This is a genomic window from Desulfitobacterium dichloroeliminans LMG P-21439, assembly GCF_000243135.2.
GTDB classification, from domain to species: Bacteria; Bacillota; Desulfitobacteriia; order Desulfitobacteriales; family Desulfitobacteriaceae; genus Desulfitobacterium; species Desulfitobacterium dichloroeliminans.
This window is the reverse complement of the sequence record NC_019903.1, coordinates 567,313-593,543: the sequence shown is the minus strand read 5'-3', so window position 1 is coordinate 593,543 and position 26,231 is coordinate 567,313. Positions and strand designations below refer to the sequence as shown.

The 26,231-nt window shown below is 45.6% G+C and carries 23 protein-coding genes; 5 read left to right on the top strand and 18 right to left on the bottom strand.

What is annotated here, in order from left to right; all coding sequences use genetic code 11:
* Window positions 1-25: 25 nt before the first annotated feature.
* From DESDI_RS02730 to argC, 9 genes are all read right to left on the bottom strand, one after another.
* Complete coding sequence (locus DESDI_RS02730; RefSeq protein ID WP_015261107.1) at window positions 26-778, bottom strand: AAA family ATPase; 753 nt, start codon at window positions 776-778, stop codon at window positions 26-28.
* A gap of 24 nt (window positions 779-802) precedes the next feature.
* Window positions 803-1,153 (bottom strand): DsrE family protein, encoded by a 351-nt coding sequence (locus DESDI_RS02725; protein WP_015261106.1) that lies wholly within the window; start codon window positions 1,151-1,153, stop codon window positions 803-805.
* Between the two features lie 254 nt (window positions 1,154-1,407).
* Window positions 1,408-3,114: an FAD-dependent oxidoreductase gene (locus DESDI_RS02720; protein WP_015261105.1), complete on the bottom strand. Its 1,707-nt coding sequence runs from the start codon at window positions 3,112-3,114 to the stop codon at window positions 1,408-1,410.
* Window positions 3,115-3,151: 37 nt separating this feature from the next.
* Window positions 3,152-3,532 (bottom strand): hypothetical protein, encoded by a 381-nt coding sequence (locus DESDI_RS02715; RefSeq protein WP_015261104.1) that lies wholly within the window; start codon window positions 3,530-3,532, stop codon window positions 3,152-3,154.
* Between the two features lie 258 nt (window positions 3,533-3,790).
* Window positions 3,791-5,653, bottom strand: a complete 1,863-nt coding sequence (locus DESDI_RS02710; protein WP_015261103.1) for a helix-turn-helix domain-containing protein — start codon at window positions 5,651-5,653, stop codon at window positions 3,791-3,793.
* A gap of 545 nt (window positions 5,654-6,198) precedes the next feature.
* Complete coding sequence (locus DESDI_RS02705; protein WP_015261102.1) at window positions 6,199-7,395, bottom strand: aspartate aminotransferase family protein; 1,197 nt, start codon at window positions 7,393-7,395, stop codon at window positions 6,199-6,201.
* Window positions 7,396-7,444: 49 nt separating this feature from the next.
* Window positions 7,445-8,341 (bottom strand): acetylglutamate kinase, encoded by an 897-nt coding sequence (gene argB / locus DESDI_RS02700; protein WP_015261101.1) that lies wholly within the window; start codon window positions 8,339-8,341, stop codon window positions 7,445-7,447.
* 425 nt (window positions 8,342-8,766) lie between these two features.
* Window positions 8,767-10,023, bottom strand: a complete 1,257-nt coding sequence (gene argJ / locus DESDI_RS02695; protein WP_015261100.1) for a bifunctional glutamate N-acetyltransferase/amino-acid acetyltransferase ArgJ — start codon at window positions 10,021-10,023, stop codon at window positions 8,767-8,769.
* Between the two features lie 27 nt (window positions 10,024-10,050).
* The gene (gene argC / locus DESDI_RS02690) at window positions 10,051-11,076 is read right to left on the bottom strand and encodes an N-acetyl-gamma-glutamyl-phosphate reductase (protein WP_015261099.1); all 1,026 of its coding nucleotides are present in this window, start codon (window positions 11,074-11,076) and stop codon (window positions 10,051-10,053) included.
* 321 nt (window positions 11,077-11,397) lie between these two features.
* Here argC and DESDI_RS02685 point away from each other — a divergent pair, with 321 nt between their 5' ends.
* The 5 genes from DESDI_RS02685 (at window position 11,398) to DESDI_RS02665 (ending at window position 15,404) form a co-directional block, all read left to right on the top strand.
* Window positions 11,398-11,946 carry a hypothetical protein gene (locus DESDI_RS02685; RefSeq protein ID WP_015261098.1) on the top strand — a complete coding sequence of 183 codons (549 nt, stop codon included), beginning with the start codon at window positions 11,398-11,400 and terminating at the stop codon, window positions 11,944-11,946.
* 25 nt (window positions 11,947-11,971) lie between these two features.
* Entirely contained in the window at window positions 11,972-12,652 is a 681-nt protein-coding gene (locus tag DESDI_RS02680; protein ID WP_015261097.1) for a response regulator transcription factor, read from the top strand.
* Window positions 12,642-14,081 (top strand): sensor histidine kinase, encoded by a 1,440-nt coding sequence (locus DESDI_RS02675; protein WP_015261096.1) that lies wholly within the window; start codon window positions 12,642-12,644, stop codon window positions 14,079-14,081. Before DESDI_RS02680 ends, DESDI_RS02675 begins: the two co-directional genes overlap by 11 nt.
* A gap of 93 nt (window positions 14,082-14,174) precedes the next feature.
* Window positions 14,175-14,936 (top strand): threonine/serine exporter family protein, encoded by a 762-nt coding sequence (locus tag DESDI_RS02670; RefSeq protein WP_015261095.1) that lies wholly within the window; start codon window positions 14,175-14,177, stop codon window positions 14,934-14,936.
* Between the two features lie 21 nt (window positions 14,937-14,957).
* Complete coding sequence (locus tag DESDI_RS02665; protein WP_015261094.1) at window positions 14,958-15,404, top strand: threonine/serine exporter family protein; 447 nt, start codon at window positions 14,958-14,960, stop codon at window positions 15,402-15,404.
* A 48-nt stretch (window positions 15,405-15,452) separates the two neighbouring features.
* Here the strand turns inward: DESDI_RS02665 and DESDI_RS02660 are convergent, their stop codons facing one another.
* The 9 genes from DESDI_RS02660 to hydF form a co-directional block, all read right to left on the bottom strand.
* Window positions 15,453-18,995, bottom strand: coding sequence for an AAA family ATPase (locus DESDI_RS02660; RefSeq protein ID WP_015261093.1), 3,543 nt, complete (start codon window positions 18,993-18,995; stop codon window positions 15,453-15,455).
* Entirely contained in the window at window positions 18,976-20,202 is a 1,227-nt protein-coding gene (locus DESDI_RS02655; protein ID WP_015261092.1) for an exonuclease SbcCD subunit D, read from the bottom strand. Before DESDI_RS02655 ends, DESDI_RS02660 begins: the two co-directional genes overlap by 20 nt.
* A 201-nt stretch (window positions 20,203-20,403) precedes the next feature.
* Window positions 20,404-21,573 (bottom strand): M20 family metallopeptidase, encoded by a 1,170-nt coding sequence (locus DESDI_RS02650; protein ID WP_015261091.1) that lies wholly within the window; start codon window positions 21,571-21,573, stop codon window positions 20,404-20,406.
* Window positions 21,574-21,600: 27 nt separating this feature from the next.
* A complete protein-coding gene (locus DESDI_RS02645) occupies window positions 21,601-22,065 on the bottom strand; it encodes a hypothetical protein (RefSeq protein ID WP_015261090.1) in 465 nt (154 codons plus the stop codon).
* On the bottom strand, window positions 22,049-22,597 hold the full coding sequence (locus DESDI_RS02640) for an RNA polymerase sigma factor (RefSeq protein ID WP_015261089.1): 549 nt from the start codon (window positions 22,595-22,597) through the stop codon (window positions 22,049-22,051). The genes DESDI_RS02645 and DESDI_RS02640 overlap by 17 nt, the downstream gene beginning before the upstream one ends.
* 277 nt (window positions 22,598-22,874) lie before the next feature.
* Entirely contained in the window at window positions 22,875-23,342 is a 468-nt protein-coding gene (locus DESDI_RS02635; RefSeq protein ID WP_015261088.1) for an endolytic transglycosylase MltG, read from the bottom strand.
* Window positions 23,339-23,881 carry a DNA-directed RNA polymerase sigma-70 factor gene (locus tag DESDI_RS02630; protein ID WP_015261087.1) on the bottom strand — a complete coding sequence of 181 codons (543 nt, stop codon included), beginning with the start codon at window positions 23,879-23,881 and terminating at the stop codon, window positions 23,339-23,341. The genes DESDI_RS02635 and DESDI_RS02630 overlap by 4 nt, the downstream gene beginning before the upstream one ends.
* A gap of 95 nt (window positions 23,882-23,976) precedes the next feature.
* On the bottom strand, window positions 23,977-24,732 hold the full coding sequence (locus tag DESDI_RS02625) for an N-acetylmuramoyl-L-alanine amidase (RefSeq protein WP_015261086.1): 756 nt from the start codon (window positions 24,730-24,732) through the stop codon (window positions 23,977-23,979).
* 124 nt (window positions 24,733-24,856) lie between these two features.
* Window positions 24,857-26,065: a [FeFe] hydrogenase H-cluster maturation GTPase HydF gene (hydF, locus tag DESDI_RS02620; RefSeq protein ID WP_015261085.1), complete on the bottom strand. Its 1,209-nt coding sequence runs from the start codon at window positions 26,063-26,065 to the stop codon at window positions 24,857-24,859.
* Between the last annotated feature and the right edge of the window lie 166 nt (window positions 26,066-26,231).

Below are 26,231 nucleotides of genomic sequence, written 5' to 3'. Positions count from 1 at the left end.
CGCGTAAGTATCATTCCAATAGGCCTTACTCCAATAGGAGTCTAAGCATTTTCTGTGGTTTATTTAAAAAGGTGCGCATGATTTGGACATGTTCCGTTTCCTCATAGCTTACTTCTTCAATTTCATCTTGTATTTGATAGATCGTAGCCTCCGGATAGGCCATGATTATGGGGGAATGGGTGGCAATAATAAACTGAGACCCCTGCTCAACTAGTTCATGCATCCTCGCAAGCATCGACATCTGTCGAGAGGGGGACAAGGCAGCCTCGGGTTCATCCAGAATGTAGAGACCTTCACCACTAAACTTATTAAGAAATACAGCAAAAAAGGATTCTCCGTGGGATTGTTCATGTAAAGAACGACCTCCATAAGAATCGATTAAAGGTGGCCCACACGATAATTCTGAATCTAGGTCATCAATATTCGAAGCGAAATTATAGAAGCTTTCAGCTCGAAAGAAAAAACCTGTGCGAGGCTTGCGGATACCTTTAACGATCTTCATATAGTTATCCAGGTCAGAATGGGTCGCACGGGATGAAAAATTGAAGTTCTTAGTCCCTCCCTCAGCATTAAATCCATAAGCTACCGCTATTGCTTCCAATATTGTCGACTTACCTGAACCATTCTCTCCAACAAAAAATGTGACCTTTGGATGCAACGATAGAGTGTCTAAATTTGTCACAGCCGGTAAATTAAAAGGATACTGAGAAAATGATGGAACCTTATCTCTAGCCAACTCAATCGATCTTATGTACTGACTTATTCTTTTGGATTCCATCACTAATCTCCTTCCAAACGATATCTATGGTTTTATATAAGCGTATCCCTCACTTTGTTTTTCTACAAGTTCAAGAACGCCAGCAGGCACAATATTAATAAAATGAAGCATGTTGTGTTTTTCGATATGATTAGCCGTCAGGGCATTATTGCAGGCAACAAATTCTATCCCTTTATCCTTTAAAACTTCCATAGTACTAATGTCAGTATCTAAATCTTGAGTAGTGTCATAATACTTAACCGCTTCCGCATTCGCCAAAACCTCAATCCGGAACTTCTTGTCTTCTATAGCATTTAATAAATTGCTAACATTTGCTAATAGAAGCTTCCACTTACCAATCTCATCAATATGAAATACAACCTTATATTCTGACACCGAATATCCCTTCTTTCTACGTTTACAATCTTTTCTCTAGTCTATCACATGTTACATTTTTCCAACAGCACCTTTGGGTCATGATGAGCGTCATAAAGGCAACAATGAGTGCAGCGCACCTAAAGCAATTATACTTTTGGAATATATGAATTATACAATACCATAATACCTAGAACAAAAGGGAAATAGGACGGTCTTTAGCCCTATGATATGCTAAAACCCGTCCTATTTTTGTATACTATTTTTCTACTGGTTTACGCTTTTTGGGCTGCGTCCAGTCCGGCGAGGTAGCCGAAAATCACTCCACCAGCGATGGGATTTCCAGGACCATGATAGGTAATTCCAGGTCCACCTAGGCCAGCTGCGTTACCAGCGGCATAGAGGCCAGGGATGACATTACCATAGACGTCGATGACTTGGGCTTTACTATTGATGCGTGCTCCACCGCAAGTTCCGCAGTTAGCCGAGTGAATCTGAATACCGTAGTATGGGCCTTTGGTCAGAGGAGCCAAAGTGCAGGCAGGATTTTCAGGGTCAGCCTGGGCCATAGCATAATCTCCGGAGGCAAAGCGATCGAAATAGCTTTCCCCACGATGGAAGTGAGGATCTGTGGGGGGAGTTTGGGAAGCATGTTTATTGAATTCGGTAACTGTAGCTTCCAAGCCTTTGGCATCAATGCCAAGCTTCTGGGCTAATTCGGCCAAAGTATCGGCTTGGGTGATATGTGCAGGGACATTATCCCCTTTAGCACCAGCAATGCCATATTTGCTCCATTGAACGGAGTCAGCGATGACAAACGCTGGCAGGTTGCGCCAACGGGTTTCACCAAAGGTATCCCGCTCATAGAAGGGATAAGCCGAGGTGTCATAGTCGCAAGCTTCGTTGAGGAAGCGCTTGCCTTCTTTATTGACGACGATGGTACCAGGTTTTCCTCTCCAAAGGAACCAGTCCCCAATAATGGTTTTCCAGGTGCTCTTTTTATAATCTTTGGCATTTTGGCGGTAATTAGCAACTTCCTCTTCCCAACCTGGGAGTAGGTAGACCATCAAACCCCAAGACTCGTTCATGTTGCGGAGATCTGCCCCTGCATCCATGGCCATTCTCAAGCCGTCGCCGCAGCCATAAACTCCGCCGCCACTGCCAGGGTTAAAGGCTACGGAAGCTTCCACTGGACCTCTTTGGAAGGTCTTCAATAAGGATTTGTCCCACTCAAAGCCGCCTGTTGCTAGGATAACACCTTTGTTGGCTTTGACACGGATTTCTTTGCCCTCTTGATGAGCGAAGACCCCAATCACCTTACCGGATTCATCTTTAATCAGTTTCTTGGCATGAGTATTGAGGGCAAATTTAACCCCTTTTGCTAAGGAATAGTCATAAAGAGCAGCCATCAAAGCTTCACCGGAGCCTTTGCCGTCGTAGGCAGGGCTGATACTGCGCCCCAGTCTTTTACCTCCTGCCCATTCAGGGTGATAATCTGGATAGCCGAACTTAAATTCAACACCCAGTTTATTGATTAGAAACTCAACAACGCTCGGTCCATTTTCCAAGTAAGCGTCGATCAGCTCTTCATCAACTTGACCATCGTTTCCCTTCAGGATATATTGACGACCTTCTTCGATGGAATCCGCGATGCCTTCCTTTTTCATCATAGGATTAGCTGGCACCCATAAGGCTCCACCAGAAACCCGCGTCGTTCCACCGGGAATGGCCATCGATTCTAGGACCAATACAGATGCTCCAGCTTCAGCTGCAGACACCGCAGCCCCACCACCAGCACAACCAAATCCAACAACCACAACATCGGCTTCAGCATCCCAAGATCCGGTAGAATCTTGGGGAGCAGGTGCTTTCGTCTCGCTACTACAACCTACGAGACCTATTCCCACTGCTGCTGCAGCAACTGCCGTAGCGAGACCTCCCTTTACGAAATTTCGTCGACTTACATTTGTATTCTCGCTCACTGAGAATTCACTCCCTTATTCAATATTGAAATCTCTTTTACTTAGCAAAAGCTTCGTCATATTTAGCCTCGATTTTCACTGCGGGTTGAGCTTGAACCCAACCAAAGAGATCGTCCCAAGTAGCCACTGGAGCAATGATAAGGTTACCACTCATCGTGCTTTGATACTGGGAGAGAATCGGGTTCTCTGCCTTTGTACCTTCACCTTCTGTTGTTTCGCCACTACCTGTCGCTTCAGGATGGATTTCTCCGCCCTTACCATCCCCTTTACGTCCATCTTCATGGCAGGGTGTACACGTGACCTGATCCTCACTCATAGAGACGAAAGCTTGAGTTTCGCTTGTTGAGCTAACCAAGATGACCAGAGCAAAAGCGACGATTAAAAAAGCACTTTTTATCAGATTCATACCTTTTTTCATGGTTTCACCTCCTCTTTGAATTCACTTTCACATTTCTGAGAGGTCCATTTCCTCCTTTGTCTATAACCCTTATCATTATAAAACAAGCCCATCTGCAGGCGCGCAGATGGGCAAACGGTCAGTATAGTTTATGTCATTAAGAGAGCATAACCCTTGGTATCAATGGATTAAAGCCCTTCTCAAGCACAGATAAGGTAGAGTATCCAGAAGGATAAGGTAGAGTGCAGGACATTATAAGGTAGAGATGATTGAGTCTCTTCAACGAGAAGATTTTTGAAGCCATTGTTCAATCTTCCTGGCAGTCTGAGAATCAGGACTTCTTCGTTCAAGTTCTAGCTTTGAAACGGTAGTCTGGTCAATTCCAATCTCTTCAGCTGCCTGCATCTGAGTCAATCTTCGCCTTAATCGCTCGTTTCTCAATTGAGGCCCAATTCCGAAGAGCATCATCTTATCTGATTGAAGGGTCTTCGCGGGGTACTTGGTTGGTGATTTAATCTTGGCATATTGATCAAAAATGGCCTGGGGAGGCTCCACGACCAGTTTTAAGTCAAGCCAGTCACGTCCATTTTTATAGACCCGATCATATTGCCAATGGGCAATAATCCCCTTATCCTTCAAAACATCCAGCACCTTCTCAAACCGTTCAATGATTTTCGCCGAACGGGATGTTTTATAGTCAAGATGAATAGCTTCGAGAAGAGTAGGGACCCGAATAGGCTTCAAATATTGGGCGCGAGACTGTCTGCTCCGCCATAGCCAAGAAAAATAACGAGAGGCTCGCTTTTCATAAGATTGCCGGTAGGGGTCGAGTTCTAAGACTCTTTTAGAAAGCAAAGCAGTTTGTCGTTTACCTTCCTGCATTTCTCGAATGAGGGGATCCCCAGGTCTCACCTCCCAGGTGTATTCCCCTTGGCTACCGACTTGCTGAAAGTCCTTAAGCTGGGAGAAGATAAAGGCCTTTTCTTCATCAAGAGGTGACCCTTCCTTATCCGGACTAATCCAGAGGTGGTCTAAAATATCCATGTGATTGGCGATGCGCTCCCGCCACTCACTCTTGTAACCTCCCCGCTGGCCTTGACCATTCTTTTGTTTACGCAAGCCACGCAAATCTAAGATATCATCAGCACGAATTAGAATTCTTGTTTGGTGGGACTGTGCTTTCTTGAGCCATAAATGACAGATGGAATCCATAACATCCACCGTTTCATCATTCATACCAAGAGGAAACTTCTCCAGGACGCTCAGATTTTCGTCCCGTCCCACTTTAAGGACTGCCTTCCCCTTAGAGCTACCGCTTTGGGTCTCGAGATTTGCACTTGGCCATATCTTTGAATCGCTATACGGAAAATCCACAATCGCTACAGCCTTGCGCAACTGCTGATACATTGCCTGACTTAGGGTAGTAAGGTAAGTCAATCGGTCATTCTCAATTTTCGGTTGTAGAATAGTCTGTAACCCTCTCGAGGGCGAATTTAAGCCTAAAAGTTCCTCAAAAGTCGTTAACTCAAAACGAGAGGGTTCAAGGTGTTTTTTACCAAAAGATTGCATATACAGGGTAACGAAGTTTTGAGCATAAATATCAAACATGTCATTAAATCGCTCAGAGCCAGCATAACAAAGGGTTTTGGAATAGACCTTCGACCAAGTTTTTTCCGACATACGAGCCTGAGCTCCTAGGCAAAACTCATGGGACATGGCTTCAATCGTCCAGGTCATAGAATTATTCCAATACCATTGAACAGCGTCTTCCCAGATGTTTTCTCGATCAAAAAGATCGATCATATAATTGCGCAGATGTTGATCCACATGGTGACTGACATCAGGACTCAGAGAAAGGTTACGGATATTGCCCTTTTCATCGGTGCAATAAATGAAGTAATACCTGTCAAGTAAGGAGCTATTTAACTCACCTGAGCTTTTGGCCAGATCAATATAGGTATTCAGAAGGGCTGGCTTGAGATGAGAAATAATGAGATACGGGATCTGGGAAAAGCGTATCCCCGTCGTCCAACTTTTCATGTTGCTAGGGTTTAAAGCATATTGGGCTTTCTCAAACCATTCCTGATTGATCCTTGTTTGCCCCTTGCCATAAACCTTGTTAGTATTTGTAAGTTCTTTCATCAACCATCCCTCCAAACAACCTCACTCTAGGCAAGTTCTTTGATTCCTAACGCTAGATAGTAAACAGACCTTATCTGCCGTGGACTAATACTTCTATTCGCCTACGAGACTCTTTGAAGTGCAAAGACCATGTTATGGACCGTATCGGTCATTTCATCAATCATCTCTGCTCTTTCGTTCTTGGACATCATCGAAGAGAACACATCAAGGATGTGTTGTGTTATCGTGTCGCATTTCACTGAAGACCTATTGAACGAATCCAGCCAGAATGTTAATTTAGTAGTAGATAGCCTGTGATAATGATAACAAATCATCAGAACAATAGGAAGGGGGCTAATGATAATTCCATAGATGAATTATAGTATATCTTTAATTCAAATCGACTAGCTCAAGGGAACGAAAAGGACTAAGTGTAAAGGTATTAATGAAATATTCCACATCTTTAGTGGGGAATTTAGTGAAGTGGATAAGCAAAAAGGGACAGGTTGTCTTCGTTCAATACGAAACACCTGTCCCTCTGCATTACGGGAACGCTTTTTGGCACTCTACCAACGTTCGCTAAAAATCTGATCCAAAATAGCTATGGCTTGATTCATCTCTTCAATGGACACATTCAGAGGTGGCAAAAACCTTAAGGCCTTCCCTCCTGCAAAATTAATGAGTAGTCCCTTGGCTCGGGCGGCTTCCACAATCTCTGGTCCTAAGCGGTCAATGGGCCAACCAAGGATAAAGCCCTGCCCGCGAATTCCTTCTCCGGTATGGTATTTGTCCGCTAGCTTTTGCAGCTCGTGCTTAAAATACTGGGCCCGCTTCTGGACATCTTCCATAAACCCTTCCTCGGTGAGAATGTCCATCACCGCACTGCCCACAGCCGTAGACAAGGGATTCCCCCCAAAAGTAGAGGCATGGTCTCCCGGCTTAAAGGTGGAAGCTACCCTGTCTGTGGCCAGCATTGCTCCGATGGGCACTCCACCCCCCAAAGCCTTGGCTAGGGTCATAATATCGGGTGTTACACCAGTCCACTCATAGGCAAAGAGTTTACCCGTTCTCCCCAATCCTACTTGGACTTCGTCGAAGATCAAGAGGGCACCCTGTTGATTGCAAAGTTCGCGGACCCTCTCGATAAACTCCACATCCACGGGAAGTATTCCACCCTCCCCTTGAATGGGCTCCAACATCACGGCGGCTACCTTTTCACTCATTTTCTCTTCCAATTGGACCACATCATTGATAGGAAGATAGGAGAAGCCTTCTGGTAAAGGAGCATAACCTTCTTGATATTTGGTTTGTCCTGTAGCGGTTAAGGTGGCTAAAGTCCGACCGTGGAAGGAATTGACCAGAGTCAGAATTTCATATTTATCCTTACCATAATGCTCTTTGGCATATTTACGGGCTAATTTTATAGCAGCTTCGTTCGCTTCGGCCCCACTGTTGCAGAAAAAGACCTTATCCGCGAAGGAGTTCTCCACTAATTTTTCAGCTAGAGCAATTTGCTTAGGAATCCAATAGAGATTCGATGTATGCAGAATCTCTTCTGCTTGCTTTTGAATGGCTTCAGCAACGACTGGATGGCTATGCCCCAGAGAGCTGACAGCTAACCCGGTCACAAAATCTAGATATTTATTTCCTTCGGCATCCCAGACATAGGTGCCCTTCCCTTTGACAAGGGCCATGGGCAAACGGCCATAGGTATTCATCACAACGGCTTGACCCCGCTGAACAATAGCATTAGTTTCGTTCATCCTTTTTTCCTCCTTCATATCGCTTTTTTGGGTTCATAAAGCTCTTGTTTTAAGGTTGGAACATGGTTCCAATCCCACCATCAGTGAATAGTTCTAAGAGAATAGCATGAGGTATGCGTCCATCTAGAATGTGCACACTTCCAACTCCCCCTTGGAGAGCTTCTTGAGCACACTCTACCTTGGGGATCATCCCCCCACTGATGACACCTTCCTCAACCAATTTAGGAATCTCTTTTTCCTCAATCACGGAAATCAAGGAATCATGGTTTTCAACATCTCGTAAAACTCCAGGCACATCCGTTAGCAAGAGGAATTTATCTGCCTTAAGAGCTTTAGCAATTTCTCCAGCTGCCGTATCCGCGTTGATATTATAAGATTCCCCATCCTCCCCGCCAGCTAGTGGTGAAATAACAGGGACGTAACCTTGTTCAAGAAGAGTGGTGAGAATCCCCGGCCGAACCTGCTCAACTTCACCTACGAAGCCCAAATCCACATCTTCTAATTCCCCTTGGGAATTTTGCATCTGCATGGGCTTCTTCACCGCTTGGAGCAGCTGCGCATCCATTCCTGAAAGTCCAACTGCCTTACCACCGAAACGGTTCAACATCGAGACGATATCTGTGTTGAGCTTGCCCACTAAGACCATGGCTGCAATCTCCATGGTTTCTTTATCGGTAACTCTCAGCCCCCGAATAAAATGGCTTTCTTTGCCGACCTTCGTCAGCATGGAATTGATCTCAGGACCTCCCCCATGAACCACCACCGGACGAATTCCTACGGAATGCAGGAGCAGAAGATCTAGCATTACTTTCTCCTTCAGATCTTGCTCCAGCATAGCGTGGCCTCCATACTTTATGACCACAGTCTTTCCGGCAAACTTTTGAATATAGGGGAGCGCCTCAATCAGCACTCTCGCTTTATCTAAACCTCGATCTAAGGGTGTCATCTTTATAATCTCCTTTTTCAGAAGTCAGAGGCCAGAAGCCAGGGGTCAGATAGTGCTGTCCGTTAATGTTAAGCATTAACTCAACATCCCCTTACTTTTCGATCTCTGTTCCAGGTCTATTCTAAATCTAATCTTATCTTAATCGCTCTAAGACAAAGAACCAGTGACTGTCCCACTCAAGGCATACCTAACCGAATCTAAAAAGTATACCCAAGGATTTTGATTTACAGGAGTGAGCGACTTTTAAGCGAGTGGAAACAAAACTTCGCGAGAAGTACGTAGCGGAGTACTTGAGCGTTAGTTTTGTCCGCGCAGCTTACTGAGCGAACGGCGCAAATCAAAATCCTGGAGACACAGCTTGAAAACTGGGACCTGTCCCCATTTCGCATCTACTCAAGCCTCAAAGCTCGTACACCCGACCTCGCTCATGTTCGATAAGACCCGTTGATGGTGACATATTCATGCGTCAAGTCGCAGCCCCAGGCAGTAGCCTGAGCTTCCCCTTCCTGAAGAACCACCCGGATGCTGATATTCTTTTGGCTGAGGACTTCCTTCGCTTCCTCTTCCGAAAAATTAACCCCTTGACCCTCCTTGGCCACAAGAACATGACCTAGAAAGATATCCACTCGGTCGGGATTAAAGTCAGCTCCGGAATACCCAGCCGCAGCTAGGATTCTCCCCCAGTTGGCATCTTCGCCAAAGACCGCAGTCTTCACCAGACTGGAACCGCAAATACTTTTGGCAATGAGGCGAGCATCTGCTAGGGTATGGGTTCCTTGAACCTTGACTTCCAGGAACTTACTGGCCCCTTCTCCGTCACGAGCGATCTCTTGAGCTAATTTTTTGCAGACTGCGAAAAACATCTCTTGGAACTTTGCCCAATCATCGGGGCCCAACTGGATTCCTGCTTGGCCATTAGCTAGAACCAACACCATATCATTCGTGCTGGTATCCCCATCCACGGTCACCATATTAAAGCTATCTTCCACGGCATTCGTGAGCAAGACTTGAAGGTCGGCAGAAGGGATATCGGCATCGGTGGTGATAAATCCCAGCATGGTGCCCATATTAGGATGAATCATGCCCGATCCTTTGGCCATAGCGCCTAAACGGATCACACCTTGCTCAGTAACGAATTCACAGGACACCTCTTTGACCATGAGGTCTGTCGTCATGATTGCCAAAGCTGCCTGATGTGCAGCTTGTCTGGATTGTTGAAGGTCAGCCTCTTGGGAAACCTCTAAGGATGCTTGCTCAATTCCCTTAAGTACCTGCTCCACAGGCATTTCTACCCCGATTACTCCAGTGGAAGCCACTAATACGTCTTCGGCTTTTATCCCTAAAGCCTGAGCTGTCGTGGTCGCCATTGCCCAAGCCGCCTCGTCGCCGGGCTTGCCCACACAAGCATTGGCATTGCCGCTATTGGCTACCATAGCCTGAGCTATCCCGTTTTCTAAATGCTTTTTCGTCAGGATAAGTGGATGGGCCTTTACTTTATTCCGAGTAAATACCCCAGCCGCTTGGGCGGGCACCTCCGAATAGACCAAGGCTACATCATATTTATCCGGATTTTTAATCTTAGCTTTAACTCCTACCGCCCTAAACCCTTGGGGAACCGCAATCCCGCCTTCAATCCAAGACCATTTGGGTTGAGTTTCTATAGCTTGAGTTAATTCATTCATCTCAATTCGCTCCCTTTTCTTTAAGCCTTATGGCCAAAGCCCTCTCATCTTAAGCCCCATACTCTCCGGCAACCCACAGACGAGATTCATATTCTGGATGGCCTGCCCCGAAGCCCCTTTGACGACATTATCAAGGGCTGAGACCAGAATGGCCCGCCCTGTGCGAGGATCGACCTTTAACTGCAGAAAGACATGGTTGCTCCCTGTGGCAAACTTCGTTTGGGGCCAGGTTCCCTCTGGCAGCACATGGACGAATTCTTCACTCTCGTAGCGTTCATGCCAGCAGGCCTTAAGGTCTTCCTCCGTAACACCAGGTGTAACTTCAGCATAAATAGTGGCTAAAATTCCACGGATCATGGGCACAAGATGAGGGGTAAAGTTAACGAAGAGCTCTGCCCCTGCAGCTTCCGATAATTGCTGCTCAATCTCAGGAGTATGGCGGTGGCTTGCGACTCCATAGGCTTTGAAATTTTCATTCACTTCGCTAAAATGATTCCCTAAGGTAGCACTACGTCCCGCTCCAGAAACTCCCGACTTAGCATCGATAATCAAGCCATCCTTTTGCAGCAGTCCTTTGCCTAGCAAGGGTGCTAGGGCTAAGATCGTGGCTGTGGGATAGCAGCCAGGATTAGCCACGAGAGTCTTACCAACCAACCGATCTCGATACAACTCTGGAAGACCGTAGACTGCTTCGGGAAGAAGCTCTTGGGCAGGATGCTCAGTCTTATACCAAGCTTCATACACTGCGGCATCCTTTAACCGGAAATCCGCTCCTAAATCAATGACCTTGATGCCACGGTTCAGCCACTCGGCTGTACGGCCCGCCGTAAGACCATGGGGAAGAGCACAAAATAAGACATCCAAATCCGGTACCTGCTCGTTTTGAAGTTGTCCTGCTCCTATCCCTGAAAACTGCGGAAACATCTCCTCATACGCCGCTCCGCTATGGCTAGATGATCCTAAATAGGCGAGCTCTATTTCAGGGTGTTGTTGAAGTAAACGCACTAGCTCTTGACCTGTATAGCCTGTTGCTCCGATAATACCGACTTTCACACCCATACCTCCTTGATTATTTATTTTTATAATTATACATCTTAATGCATAAACATTCAACAAGTTTAAAAACTTTTTTCCGGTGGAATTTAGAAAGATTCGAAAGGTCGGGATTCCTTTGGTCTAATCATTCTTAATCATTTGTGTAAAGATTATATGTTTGCTAGGATTAAAGCTAAGTTGTAAAATACTAGGGTAAGCTAATGCATTGTTTTCATCACTTTTTAATCCAATTTTAATTTTCGGCAAATATTCCTTAAAGCTTTTGGGGTTAGAATTTAGTTAATTGATAATCTAACACCAAAACAAGGAGGAACAACTATGACAACCTTAGAAAAAGTAGAAAAACTGTATTCAATGGGCAATATCACCTATGAAGAGGCTAAAACGGCTCTGGATGCAGCTAACGGTGATCTGCTCGACGCCATCATCCATCTCGAAAAACAAGGCAAAATCCATGCCCCTTCCGGTGGCGGTTACTACAGCAGTGAAAAAACTGTTGACGCCGATGTGGTATCCTATCCAGCAAAGGACTGGAAAAATCACCAATATAGCAGCGCTAAGGAGAATCCTTTTATTTCTTTCGGCAAGAATGCTTGGGACGCTTTCTCAAAACTACTTGGTAAGGGCAATGCAAATACCTTTGAAGTGCTTAAGGGAGAGGACGTTAAGGGCTCATTTCCCATCACTGCTCTCGTCATACTCTTAGTCTTCACCTTTTGGGTTGCCATTCCCCTGATGATTATCGGACTGTTCTTCGGCTTTCGCTATCGTTTTGTGGGGCCTGATTTTAAAAGCACCAAAATCAATGACGCAATGGATAGTGCAGCCGATGCCGCTGAAAACCTCAAAACCTCTATGAACAAATAAATTTATCGAAATGGTGGGACGTCTGATGAGCCCAAAAATCCTGATTATTGAGGACGAGGAAAAAATCGCCCGCTTTGTGGAACTTGAACTTAGTTATGAAGGGTACACCGTAGCCAAGGCCTATGATGGGCGAACGGGCCTTGAACTTGCGGAGACGGGTGACTTCGACTTGGTCCTGCTAGATGTTATGCTACCAAAATTAAGCGGTACGGAGGTTCTGCGGAGAATTCGCCGGACCTCTGCCGTCCCCATCATTATGCTAACTGCCCGGGATAGTGTGATGGATAAAGTCTCCGGTCTTGATAGCGGGGCAAATGATTACATCACTAAACCTTTTGCCATTGAGGAACTTCTCGCTCGTATCCGTAACACCCTCAGAACGACCACAACGTTAAGCTCCACAGAGGTGTTATCTGCTTCTGGCCTGAACCTTGATACGGACCGTCATACCGTAACGATGATGGGAAAGGCCATAGATTTAACGAAACGGGAATTTGACCTATTGCACTTCCTCCTCAAAAACAAGGGAATCGTGGTGACACGGGAAGCACTCCTTGAACATGTCTGGGGCTACGACTTCACAGGGGATACCAACTCCGTCGATGTCTACATCCGCTTCCTCCGCGGAAAAATTGACGAGGTATTTGATATTAAGCTCATTCACACCGTCAGAGGAGTAGGATATGTGATTAAAGATGAGAGATAAGGCACGGTCTTCTATCGTATGGAAGCTCAATACGAAGCTCTTCTTGCGGCTGTTGAATATTTTTGTCAATCTCAATTTTTGCCTGGCTTTAGTTTGTGTAGCCGGGCTATTTCTGCATGCAGAGCATATTGCTGGGGATGCAGCCGAGAAATTAGCTAGGACAGGATTACCGTCTCTAGAATCGACCGAGTGGCTTGACCTCAATGGGATCGAGATTTCTCCTCATACGGTCGAACCGGAAGGCTTCCACCTTCCTCTCAGCATACAGCCCTACTTCTCCTCATTAACTGCGGCAGAAATCAGAAGCATCGAATTGCCTGATCCGGGTAATTTGACGATGTTAGAGCGCATAAGAGATGTGACCTATAATGTGACGGTCGAACTGGACAATCGTTCCTATATTATCTCCTATCGTCCTCAAAATACCCTGCAGATTCTTATCACACTGTTTGGAATTATCGTGTTGATCGAATTCATCATGCTGCTCAGCAATATTTCCTCCAATGGGAGAATGATTCGGCAAACACTCCGCCCTATTGAACAATTGGCAGAAGCAACTCGAAGTCTTAGCCACGACGGAACGTTTTCACCTGAACAGCTTAAGGATTTGGCCGGGAAACTGGATGATATCAATGCTACCCGCCTCGACACAAGAATTTCCGTAGGTGAAACCCAAAGCGAACTGAAAAGCCTTGCCTCAGCAATTAATGGGATGCTGGACCGCATCAATGATTCCTACCGTTCTCAGGTGCGTTTTGTTTCTGATGCGTCTCATGAACTTAGGACGCCTATTTCTGTAATTCAAGGATATGCCAATCTTTTAGATCGTTGGGGTAAAAAGGATGAAAAAACCCTTCAGGAATCCATCGATGCCATCAAGCATGAAACAGAGAATATGAAGGGCTTGGTGGAACAGCTTTTGTTTCTCGCGCGGGGAGATAATAACACCACGGCTTTGCAAATGGAGCGTTTCGAATTATCCGCCCTCGCCCATGTAGTTCTACAGGAAACCCAAATGATCGATGGTGGCCATGAGTATGCTTCCACTCTCACTTCCGTTTATATCAATGCGGACAAAGGCCTTATTAAGCAGGCCACGCGGATTCTTATTGACAATGCCATGAAATATACTCCTTCGGGAAAGCGAATTACTCTATCCGTTTCCAGAGAGAAGAACTTTGCCCGCCTCACCGTTCAGGACGAAGGTATCGGCATCGAACCGCAAGCGGTTCCTTTAATTTTCGAGCGATTCTTTCGTACCGACGAGTCCCGAACCCGAACCACTGGCGGCTCAGGATTAGGTCTTTCCATTGCCCAATGGATTACCGAGCGGCATGGCGGACACCTGGAAGTTCTTAGCCGACTAGATGTCGGTACTCGAATTTCTATCATCCTTCCACTTGTCCCCGAAGCTGAAAACCAAACATGAAAGGACCTACAGCATGATTAAGATTTTGTAAATTCCCAAGGACCTGTGCTATCATATTAGCTAGTTAAAACCTTTGACGAGGAGGACCTTTGCATGAACGCAGCCCTTGGAGAGGTTATGGAAGTCTGTCTCCTGGCCGGTAAAATCATGCTGCAAGGCGGTGCAGAAATCTATCGCATCGAAGATACGATGAATCGCATCGCTCGTAGCTGTGCTGTTAAAGAAGCTAACAGTTACGTTACGCCCACAGGAATTTTCCTCTCCCTTCAGGGACAGGAGCGGGATCAGGAGCAGACAAAATTTCTGAGAATCTATGATCGACAAATCGATTTAAATAAAATCGTCAGCGTCAATGATGTCTCACGTAAATTGGGCGACGGTGAGCTTACCCTACAGCAGGCTCATGACGTTCTCTTATCCCTTGAAAAATCCAAATTTCTTTATCCCTTCTGGCTACAACTCTTAGCCGCTGCTCTGACTAGTGGCTTTTTTAGCTTGACCTTCGGGGGAACAGGCATAGACTTTTTACCATCCGTAGCAGCGGGAGGGCTAGGCTTTTTGCTTTACGCCAAAGCTTCACGACGGATTGCCGTAAAGTTCTTCGCCGAAATCTTTGCTGCCTTTACCATCGGCTTTATAGCTTACTTTTTTTATTACCTTGGGCTCCATATTCAGATTGATAAAGTCATTATCGGTTCGGTTATGCCCTTAGTACCCGGGGTGCTCATCACCAATGCAGTCCGTGATCTGATGGCAGGAGATCTGATTGCAGGACTTGCCCGAGGCACCGAGGCCTTCTTAACCGCCTTTGCTATCGGCACCGGAGTTGCAGTGGTCTTAGCTGTGCTCATGTAGGGAAAAGGAAGGGGTAACATTATGAGTTGGACCGCACTTTATGCCAGTTTTTTTGCCACCATGGGTTTCGGAGTGTTATTTAATGTTCCTCGCAAAACCTTGCTCCCGATTGGTCTCGTCGGAATGATAGGTTGGATGATTTATGTAGGACTTACCCTGAATTTGCAGATAAATCTCATCACGGCTACCTTGATTGCATCCTTCAGCATTGCTACTCTTAGCCAAATTCTTGCCCGTCGGTTTAAAATGCCCGTCACGGTGTTTAGTATCGCTGGAATCATACCTCTCGTTCCAGGGGGTATGGCCTATGATACTCTTCGACAATTCATTGAGAATAACTATATGGAAAGCGTTCGCTTGGGTTCCATCACCCTTCTCATTGCTGGTTCAATCGCCTTTGGCTTAATCTTTTCTAGTGTTATTACGGAGACCTTTAGCCAAAGAAAGGTATTCCCTAAATCAGATTGAAAAACGCAAGAGGCCTCGTTTGCGGTACCCTTGGTAGATGAAAATCAATTAACTGACTTCGATGGCTACTTTACTACCGCCTAACCCCGCCTTAGCAGGAGTTACTATGAGTTTGACCGGAACGCGATTCTTGATGGATTCTACATGACTGATGATCCCAATGGATAATTTGTCATGATGGATTCTTTCCAAAGTATCCATCACCACTTCTAAAAGATTGTCATCTAAGGTCCCGAATCCTTCATCTAAAAAGAACAATTCTAAGGGTGCGGTCCCTTTTAATTGAATCTGAGCTGATAACGCCAAGGCTAAAGCTAAGGATGCCAGAAATGTTTCTCCACCGGACAAGGTGCTCGCATCCCGTTGCGCCCCTCCGTTTTTGTAATCTCGGATGATGAATTTGCCATTCTCATCCACTTCCAGCCCATAATTTCCGCCCGTGATCTCTTTTAATTTCTTATCGGCTTCGATGGATACATATTTCAGTTGATGGGCTGCCACATACTCGACGAAGCGCTTGCCTTTAAATAGCTTTTCTAAATCATTTAATAGACCCAGCTGATAATCCAACTTTTCTTGGTCCTTTAACAGTTTGGTCTTTTCGGCATATTTTGCTTTGATGAGGGTGATGCTGGACTCTAGTTTAATTTTGCTTTCCTCTAGGCCTTTAAGAAGGCTATTTTTTTCGTCCTTGCCGGTTTGCAAAACCTGCCACTGCTCTGCGGATAAGCTTTGTCCATCCATTTTGGCTTTTAAGGTTTCGATGGTCCCGGCTAATTTCGTGAGGAGTTCTCGGTATTCCCTGACTTGGGTTTTGAGTCTTTCGATCTCCGCTCGTTCGATTAGGTAGCCTTTGACTTCATCACTATCCTGGAATTTCTCCTCTCTCAGGACCTTAGCTAACGCTTCTTGATTCTTCTTCATTCGCTGTGCTAAATCGCAGAGACTATTTTCGACTGATCGATAATGGGTGTGGCTCTCGTTGTATCGCTGATCAAAGAGCTTCTTCATTTCTTCTGCCTCAAGGTATTCTCGATCTATCTTAATAATTGAATCCGATATTTCCTGCTGGTAGGCCGCTAAATCCTCTACCCCACCTACCTTCGCCTTGATACCGGTTTCCTTCTCTTGAATGCTATTTTCTTTTTCCGCTAGGGTTGCCTGTTTTTCTTTGAAGACCTCCCGTAGCTCTGCTAATTCATTATTGAGAGCTTCTCTTTGCTCCTGAGCACCTTTTAATTGTTCCCTTACTTGCTTTAATTCAAGCTCTAAACTTGCTTTCTGCTTGTCCTTCTGGATCATGTCGTCCTGTTTGCTCTGGAAATCCTCGACACCTAATTCTGCCTGATACTTCATCAGTTCGGCATGAGCTTCTTCGTATTTGACTTGGATGGGGCTTAGATTTTGTTGGCGACTTTCCAGCTGGGCTTTATTCTCACCAGTGATAGTCGATTCCGTATTCAGCTTCATCTTTATTGCATTTTGTTCCTCTTTTAAGAGAATAGTTTTCTGCTCTAAATCACCCTTTTGTGTATGGAAGAGGGTGATTTTTTCTTTTAACTGCTCGAATTGCTTTTGAATTTCCTCTAGGTTGTATGCCTTATACTCTTCTCCTAGCCCCTCGAGTTTCTCTTGATACTCCTTACAAGTGCTTTCTTGGATACGAATACTTTCCTGTCGGGTGGCAACCCGATTGGAACTTAGCTGCTGAGCGGCTTGCTTTTCATGCAATAGTGCACTTAGTTGCCCAAGCTCACGACCGATTAGAGTTCCACCGTCAATCCCCCTGTTGATTGCGCTGTCCATTCCAGAGGGAAATTGTAAAGCTTCCAAAAAATGCTCTTTTGCACCACAAACCGGACAGGCTTCCCCATCTCTGAGCGCTTCTCGCAAAATATGAGCCCTATTTTCGTTTTCAATCGTCTTGATCTCGCTCTCCAGCCTACCGACTTCCAGCCCTAGGGTTTCATTTTCTAGCTTAGACTTTTGCAATTCTTGTTCTTCTTTGGCAATCGTTTCCTGAGCCTTGGCGATGGCACTCGTGTACTCCGTGTGTTTACTCCACTTATCATTAATTTGATTTACCTTATCCTGCAGCGCCATCAAGGTATCTTGATCCCCAGGTGAGGCTGAGATCAGGTTTTGCAAGGCTAGATTATGGTTTTCCACTTCTTCATCTTTCGTTGCTAATTGCACAGCTAGCTCTTCTGCCCTGGTTTGTGCAACTTGGATTGTTGCTTTAATCCGCTCGATGACCTGGCTTTCGTCATTCACTTGCTTCTTCGCATGATTATAAGTATTAAGGACGACAATCGCATCATTGATCTTTTTCTTGTATTCTTGGTCTAGGGTTAGATCCTCCGCCTTCTTCTCCTTAGCTAGAATATCGGCATTCAAGGCCTCCGCTTTTGCCGTGATTTCTTCGGCCTTTTTCCGCTTGTCGACACCTTCTTTAGCTATTCCATCTAAACTTACTTGAAGAGCACTCTTTTCTTGAAGCAAGGTATTTAGCTTCTTCTTCTCCTCTATAGCCTCGGCAACACTCTGTTGGCGAAGCCTTAAAAGTGGAAGTTCCTGATCCTTTTGGAACCGCGCCTTTTCTAAGCGATCTGCTCCCTGCTTTTGACTCTGGGCCAAATCAGTGACGATTTTTTGGAGGTCGTCTACTTGCTTCTGAGTAGTAGCAATGGCACTCAGTGTTTCTTCATAATGATCGAGATAAGGCCTGACTCGAAGAGCACGTTCGCCCTGTTCAGCCTTGTTTTCATTTTCCTTGATTTCATTTTCCCTTTTTTCCAAATCTGCTTTCTGCAAGATGTGTTGCTCTAATTCACTCTGGAGATTCCAAAGCTGCTTCCCCTTGGCGTAATCCTCCTCTGCTTTTTGGGATTCCGCTTGAGATAGGACCAGTTTTTCTGCCAAGTCGCTTAATTCATTCTTTCTCTCTTGCAATAACTCTGCACTGTATTCCTCATAAGTCTTCAACTCGCCCGCCAGGTTCTGGGCTTTGTCCTTCTCTTGCCTAATTCTTCCCGCTAAGCGAATCGACAGGTCATCGCCGTAGCGTTGCAGATTGAACAGCCTCTCGAGCATTTCCCGGCGTTCTTTCCCTTCCAGCTTGAGAAATTCACTGAATTTTCCTTGGGGCAAGACTACGGTCCTCGTGAAATCCTCGAGTTGTAGACCCAAAATCATTTCACATTGCTCGGTAACTTTGGTGGCTTGTTCCTCTAAAACCACCTCACCCTCATCCGTAATATGAACGATTTTGGCTGATTTACTTCTCACATGGCCTGTTTTGGAATCTCTACGGAATTCTCGGTCCACCCTATATCTTCTTGTCTCTTTTTCCGAGATTTGAAACTCATAGCTTACATTCAGTCCATCGCTGTTGGTATTCATGTAATTGGAACTTCCTCTAGCTACGGCACCATAGAGGGCTAAGGTAATGCCATCAAGTATGGTCGATTTGCCGCTACCGGTCGGGCCGAAAATACCAAAGAATCCTTTATCAGTCAGCCTTAAGAAATCAACTTCTTGGAGATCGGTAAAGCTATTTAACCCTCTGATTTTAAGCCTGATGGGTTTCATCGTCCTCTTCCTCCTCCTGTAGTATGGATAACAGAAAATCGATAATCTCTTGCTGAGGTTCCACTTTACGCTCCTTGAGATAAAATTCCTTAAAGATATCCTCAAAGGACCTCTCTGTAAAGCTGTTGACGGCTAGCTCGGCCTCCGTCCCGCTGATAATCGGAGAAATTTCCAGGATATCCTTTTTAATACTTCTCATTTTCTTGATTTCATCTTCACGGATATACCGATCCGTCGACACTTCGAGGTAAACCCAGCATTCCCTATCTTGGTTGGCTTCACAACGCTCGAGGGCCGCTTCGATACTCTCACATTTCCAGACTTCAATCGGCTTATAGACTTTAAAATCTATTTCCTTGATGCTGCATTCTTGTTGGGGTTGCAAGTCGACGAGGAAACATTTCTTGGTATAATTGATTTCTTTTTTATTGTAATGAAGAGGAGATCCGGCATACCTTGCTCTTCTCTCTGTGCCGGGTACAATTTGTGGTTTATGAATATGACCCAAGGCAATATATTGCGCGTTCTCAGGAAAACAGCTGCCATCGACGATAAAGCTTCCTCCTAATTGGATACTTCGTTCGGAGCCTGCTTCTTCACTTCCCATGGCAAATAAATGAGATACGACAATATTGATGGTGTCCTCACAGAACCGTTCACTCAAATTGGTAAATAGCAGATTAATCCGTTCACTGTAGGACTTTAATTTCTCCTCTTCCTCTGCCATGGCATCATAGAGAACTTCATTCAATCTTCTTTCACTGGGATAAGGAACAGTCAGAATGACCGCCTTTTCCCCTTTAATAACTACTTCCACATAACCTTCTCCGGAAGCAACAACCTGATGATGACCATATTGACCTTCGGCAACAACGGTTTTTGGTGTGCCCACCATGATAATGCCATGATCCCTAGCCAGCGGACCTGCTGCAACCAAGCGCTCAGGGTTATCATGATTTCCGGCGATGACTAAGGTGAGTCTTTCGCCATTGGCAGCTAACTTTTTCAAAGTATCATAAAACATTTTCTCGGCTTTAGCCGGTGGATTCGGACTGTCATACACATCACCGGCGATGACGATAAGATCCACCTGATTCTCCTCGACGATTTTGATGAAATCGTTTAAAAATAATTCTTGCTCATCCATACGACTATAGCCCTCTAGGTTCTTGCCTAAATGCCAATCGGCTGTATGTAAAATTCTCACTCGCTCCACCCTTTCGCACTTACATGCCTGACGATTTCTATAGAATCAAACGCTAGGCCTAAACCCCGTCCATTATCTTTTCGCAATTCAATTATAACCTAGAATAGGACAAAAGAGCGCAAAAAAAGGAACAACACAGGAGTTGTCCCTATACATTAAAATGTAAGAAACAGCCCCTGTGCCGCTCCGCAATGATACACCCTACCCGCGGTAGGCTTTCAATTCCCGCTTGGCATGATTCAATAGCACTGGATCACTCAGGATATCCCAACCTGTGAGAGCCAGGGATTGAATGGCCAGCAAAAGCAACCTCTCCCCAGAGGAAGAAAGGCAGGCACGGCTAAATTCCCGAGTATGAGGAATATCCATTCCTTTACCAAGCACTAGATAGGGATGGATGGCCGGGACGACCCGGCTGACGTTGCCCAGATCCACCGATCCCATGGCAGATTGAGGAGGAGATATTGTGTTTACTCCCAACTCACGCAAGTTCTTCTCAAATGCGTTGGCTAAAGTGCGGTTCGTCAACAGCTCATCATAGGAGTGCTCGAAATTGCTCCAGGTAACTTTAGCTGAGACCACCGATGCCGCATCTTGAGCACAGCGTATCACCAGTTTTCGCAAAGCATTGAGCGTTTTACGTTGACGTGCCCTGAGATAGAACCGGGCAACTGCCCGCTCCGGGATCACATTCGGTGATGCTCCACCTTCCGTAATAATCCCATTGATGTATAGATCAGGGTCCATCTTTTTCTTCAAAAGATTGATGCGGTTAAAGAAATCAATGAGGGCATCCAAAGCATTAATACCATGATGAGGAGCAGCAACCGCATGAGCTACCTTGCCCTGAAACACAAACTCCAAAGCATCCAAAGCCAAGGAGGATATCTCTGAGACATTCTGGCTTCCCGGATGAAACATCAAAGCGGCATCCACTTTGTCAAATACCCCATGATTTACCAAAGTCACTTTGCCCCCGCTGGTTTCTTCAGCGGGGCTCCCTACAACCCAGATCTCGCCCGGGAGTTCTAAGCTTTTACTTAAAGCAATCGCTGCGCCCACGCTGGCTGCTCCAATCAGATTATGGCCGCAACCATGTCCGATTCCCGGCAAGGCATCGTATTCGGCAAGAAAAGCTAGGCAGGGACCGGGCTGATGTCCTGTATAGCGAGCAATAAAGGCCGTTTCCAGATCTGCTGCCGGCCGTTCAATCGCAAAGCCATGGTTCTTGAGCAATTGGGTTAAGGTCTCTACCGCAAAATATTCTTGATAACCAAGCTCTGGATTCGTGCCAATCTTATGTGCTGCCTGCCAAGCTTCTTTCCAGACAATCTGAGCTTGATCTCTAAAAAACATCTTAACGGCATCCATTGAAACATCTCCATCTCTTTAGGAATTCTAATCGATCACTCTGTGGTTCAATTTAGAACGCAACCCTTCAAAGAGCACCCACACGAAGAGGATACCCATAATCGAAAAACCATACTGTCCCCACAGAAACTCAAAACCTAATTTAATATTGGCAAGGATTTCTATTGTGTCAATCAGCCAATCCCACCGGCCGAGGAAATATCCTAGGAAGGGAACATTAGCAGTAAGCCACAGCCCGATTGTTTTCAGCCCCTCACTTAGCCAAGGACCAAGGAACCAATTCAGCAGGAAAAGGCTGAACGAAAGGGTGACTACGGTGCCCAGGAAGATGAAGCCCACTTTGCGACGCTGAGCAAGCAAACGCTGTTCTTGAAAATTCATGGGGGCAGCGAGAATCTGATCCATGATACCACTACTCATCCTCTGCAAAGATTCTTGAGCTATTGGCTTATCTTGGAATACTTGCTTGAGCATATCATCCATTTCCTTCATGAATCGTCCTCCTTTCCATGATCTGACGAAGTCTTTCCTTACCCCGATGCAGATGGGTCTTCACCGAACTGATGGGAATATCTAAAACCGTGCTAATCTCCTCATAACTTAGGTCTTGTTGATAACGCAGATAAAGAGCTTGCCGGTATGCCTCTGGCAATTCAGCCATTATGGCTTGAACATCTAAGGCCTGCTCCTTGGCTAACCAAGTGTCCTCAGGTCCCAGCTGCCGGTCAACCAAGTTCTCATCAATCGCTAAAGGAATGACTCGCTTCCTTTTTCGCATCAGGTCGATAGCTTTGTTCTTGGCAATAGCATAGAGCCAAGCCCGAAACGTGTGCGCAGGAGAATAGCGCCAAAGATTACGATAAGCGGCTAAAAAGGCTTCTTGAGCACAGTCAAAAACCTCATCTTCTGTGCCGAGAATTCCACGTAAAAAATGAATCAAGGGTTCTTGATAGCGCTGAACGAGTAAAGAGTACTGTTCACGCTTTCCCATCAGAACCTGCTGAACTAATTCAGCATCTTCCATAATGACAAGCCGCTCCTATCTCTTTGATCTACCTCTCATCATGATTTACGGTTCATCTATCTAAAAAGTTTCAATAATATCATTGTAATTCTTATTAGATTATTCTGCAATCACCAGAGAATACCCTACAATCTTGACCTTCACATTTGTCGCTTCTCCGCTCTTTACTCTTTACACTATAAAAACATTAGTCCGGCACAACAAAGATAGACTTTCTGACACTATAAGCAAAAACAGTCTGTCGGTTTTAGAACGACAGACTGTCACTCGAAGAAGCTCATTGAATAAGCTGATCTAGAATTTCTTCAGTGTTCATTTCCTGACTTAATTCATAACTTCCGGCGCGGAACTTACTAGCAAGACCGCCCTCTTTAACAAGATTGAGAAATTCCTCTTTAGATGCTATCCATCCTTCAGCGAGCAATAGGTCGGCGATTCTATCAGCAGTGGAGCCTGCCGGAATCATGAAGGGTGCCGTAGCATCTTTAGACTCCACCTTCGGGGTATCCTCTGTGGGGGGCTTGGCTGATTCTTCTCCCTCACTTTCCGAGGTATTCTGATCTTGGCTACTTTCAGCACTCGGATTCTCACTCTCTGATACATTTGGGTTGGGATTCGTCGTTTGCTGTGCCGGCGGTGTGTCTTCAGATAAATTAATGCTCAGAGGAGGCATAACCATGGCAATCAAAGCACTTAAAATAAGGCCGGAACCCAGTCCTAAGACATAGGAGCGGGATATTTTCATCGTTCCAGCCCCTTTCCCTTGGAGGCTGTTCTCAAGACCATATTGACTGCATCACGGCTAATGGCTAAATGACCCGCTATATCAGCGACCGACCACCCCTGCTGGTGCAACTCCACGACCCACTGGTATTTTTCCGGGAGCACCTGGGGAGCCAACTCCTCTTTGCTGGGTTGCTCAATAACCCCACAGAAGGGTGTTGTGGTTTGCGGTCTGTTACCTCGTTGGAGAGAGTATTCCTGTGTAAGAGGGGATGGCTGTGCGGCAAGATTACTAATATTAATCTTTTGGGCGTTGACCTCTGTGCGCAGATCGGCTTGAACATTCTCATTGCGCATCAATCTTAATTCGTGGTCCCCCAATTGACTCTCAACTTCGCGGAGACTTCTTTGAGCTTGGCTGATTTCTTTTTTTACCCCGGCAAGTCCTTGCAGGATGGTTAGAATCTCCGGGCTAGATTTACCTGAGGAATTCCCCATTCTCATAGCCCATATAAGACAAATCACTCCTAAGACAAACAAAAGGATGGGTAATAGAGTCATCTGATAATTCCCTCCAAATTCTTAGCACCATGGCCTGTGGATATTCACGAGCCAAAGTAGATTATTCGGGATTATACCCATCATTTCCTTCTTTCTCACTCGGTCATTCCGACAGGAGGCAACCCTTCCTTTTGCAGTTTACGACAATATTCAGAAAGTCCCTGATAAATCGCTACACTCAAATTGTGTTGGTAATCTGTCTCATTAAGTTTTGCTTCTTCTTGGGGATTGGAAAGAAATCCGACTTCAATAGTGACAGCCGCTTGATCTGCCTTTTTCAAGATAAATAGATCTTGATTATCTTTAGCCACTCTTTTAGTGCCGGCGAGCTTATTTAATTCAGCCTGAATCGCTTCGGCCAGCATCTTTCCCCCCGGTAAGTTGGTGTGATAGAAAACCTGGGGTCCCGTTAAAGAATGGTTGGGGGAGCTGTTGACGTGAATACTTAAGTAGACATCTGCTTTGGAATCCTTTGCTAACTGAATTCGCTGGGCTAGATCCTCTCTTTTTCGCTTAGCCAGACCCTGAGAAGTTCCCAGATCGACATCGGTCACACGAACCATGACCGGGTTTCCACCAGCCTGTTGAATCAGGAGTTGTAGATGCTTTGAAATATTCAATGTGATATCCTTTTCCAAACTGATCTTACCCACTGCCCCCGGATCAACCCCACCGTGTCCCGCATCAATCAGGATCACCTGGTTACCAATGCTCCAACTCCAGCTTTTTTCATCCTCTGGACTATACTGCCAAAAAAAGCTGCCAGCGGCAATAATAATCACCACCACTGCTCCAAGCCCAATTTTTATCCATCCTTGACGCTTCCTGCCCCAATCTCGTCGCAATCTCATGGATTTCCTCCCTTCCCGCCCACGGGCAGGATGCTTTCTCTGCCCTCTAAAAACTTTATGGAAGAAAGGCTTGGAATTATTCCTTTAGTACAAGCCTTTTCCAAGAATTCGAAGAAATTATAGATTAGACTAAAATCTCAATAGCTCTCTCCATAATTCCATTCAGATATGCCAAAACAATTCCATAATTGGTGATGGGTATTCCCTTTGTTCTACAGAGTTGGATTCTGGAGTCCATGGTCTTCTTATTCACCATACAGGAACCACAGTGAATCACCAGATCATATTCCTCCAAGTTCTCAGGAAAGTCTTGGCCCATCTTATAATCGAAGCTAAAGGTTTTCCCTAATCTTTTCGTGATAAGGTTAGGGATTTTAATGCGGCCAATATCCTCATGAGAGTGGTTATGAGAACAGCTTTCCATCATGAGAATTTGTGCCCCTTCCTGTAAGCCTGGCAGGCGAGAAGCTCCGCGAATTAACTCCTGCAAATCCCCTTTAAGTCGAGCAAAGAGAATGGAAAAGGAAGTTAACTTGATGGTTGAAGGAACTATCGCACTTACTTGTTTGAAAGCTTGGGAATCTGTAATGACTAAATCCACTTTAGGTAATTCTTGCAAAGCAGACTCCAGTTCCGCATCTCTCACCACATGACATTGGAGGCCATGATCTAAGCAATCCCGAATGACTTGGACTTGGGGCAGAATCAGCCTGGCCTTGGGGGCCGCGGAATCGATGGGAACCACGAGCACTACCGTACTATTATAGGGTAATAAGTCCCCGACGATAGCGGGATCCTGGGCTGAATCCTGAAGAATCTTAATCAATTGCTCGCGTAACTCAACAATACCAGTGCTCTTTAGCGAAGAGACATAAACGGACGAATCTTCATTCTCAACTCCTCGGTCTTTATTGTCCTTAATTTCTCCCAGTCTCTCTTGGCAAACGCTGTCTATCTTATTGATAACTCTTAAATAAGGGGTATTGGTTTTGGTGAAGCTCGCTTTCGCCGCCTCAAAGGAAGGGTCATCCATATCGTTAATATCCGATACATAAATGGCCAAATCGGCTTTCTGCAGGACCTTAAGGGATCGTTTCACTCTGAGTTCACCGAGCTCCCCCTCATCATCCAGACCCGCCGTATCGATAAAAACTACTGGCCCGAAGGGGATTAGCTCCATGGTCTTTTGCACCGGATCCGTGGTTGTCCCTTTAATCGGGGAGACCAGTGCCAAGTCTTGACCCAGCAGAGCATTGAGCAGGGAGGATTTTCCTGCATTCCGATTACCGAAGATGGCTATATGAGGAAGATTCGCTGTAGGAGTCTGGTTCATGCTCATATGTCTCACGACCTTATATTATAAATAGTTTTAGCGGAGGAGCGATACATCAAACTAAGCTTCTATGGGATAGCGACGCAATGGTTCGCTTGCAGAAAGCAGAAGGGTTGTGGCATAGCTCTTGTTAGAAGCGCGTTCGATAGCTCCGGAGCTACCGAGG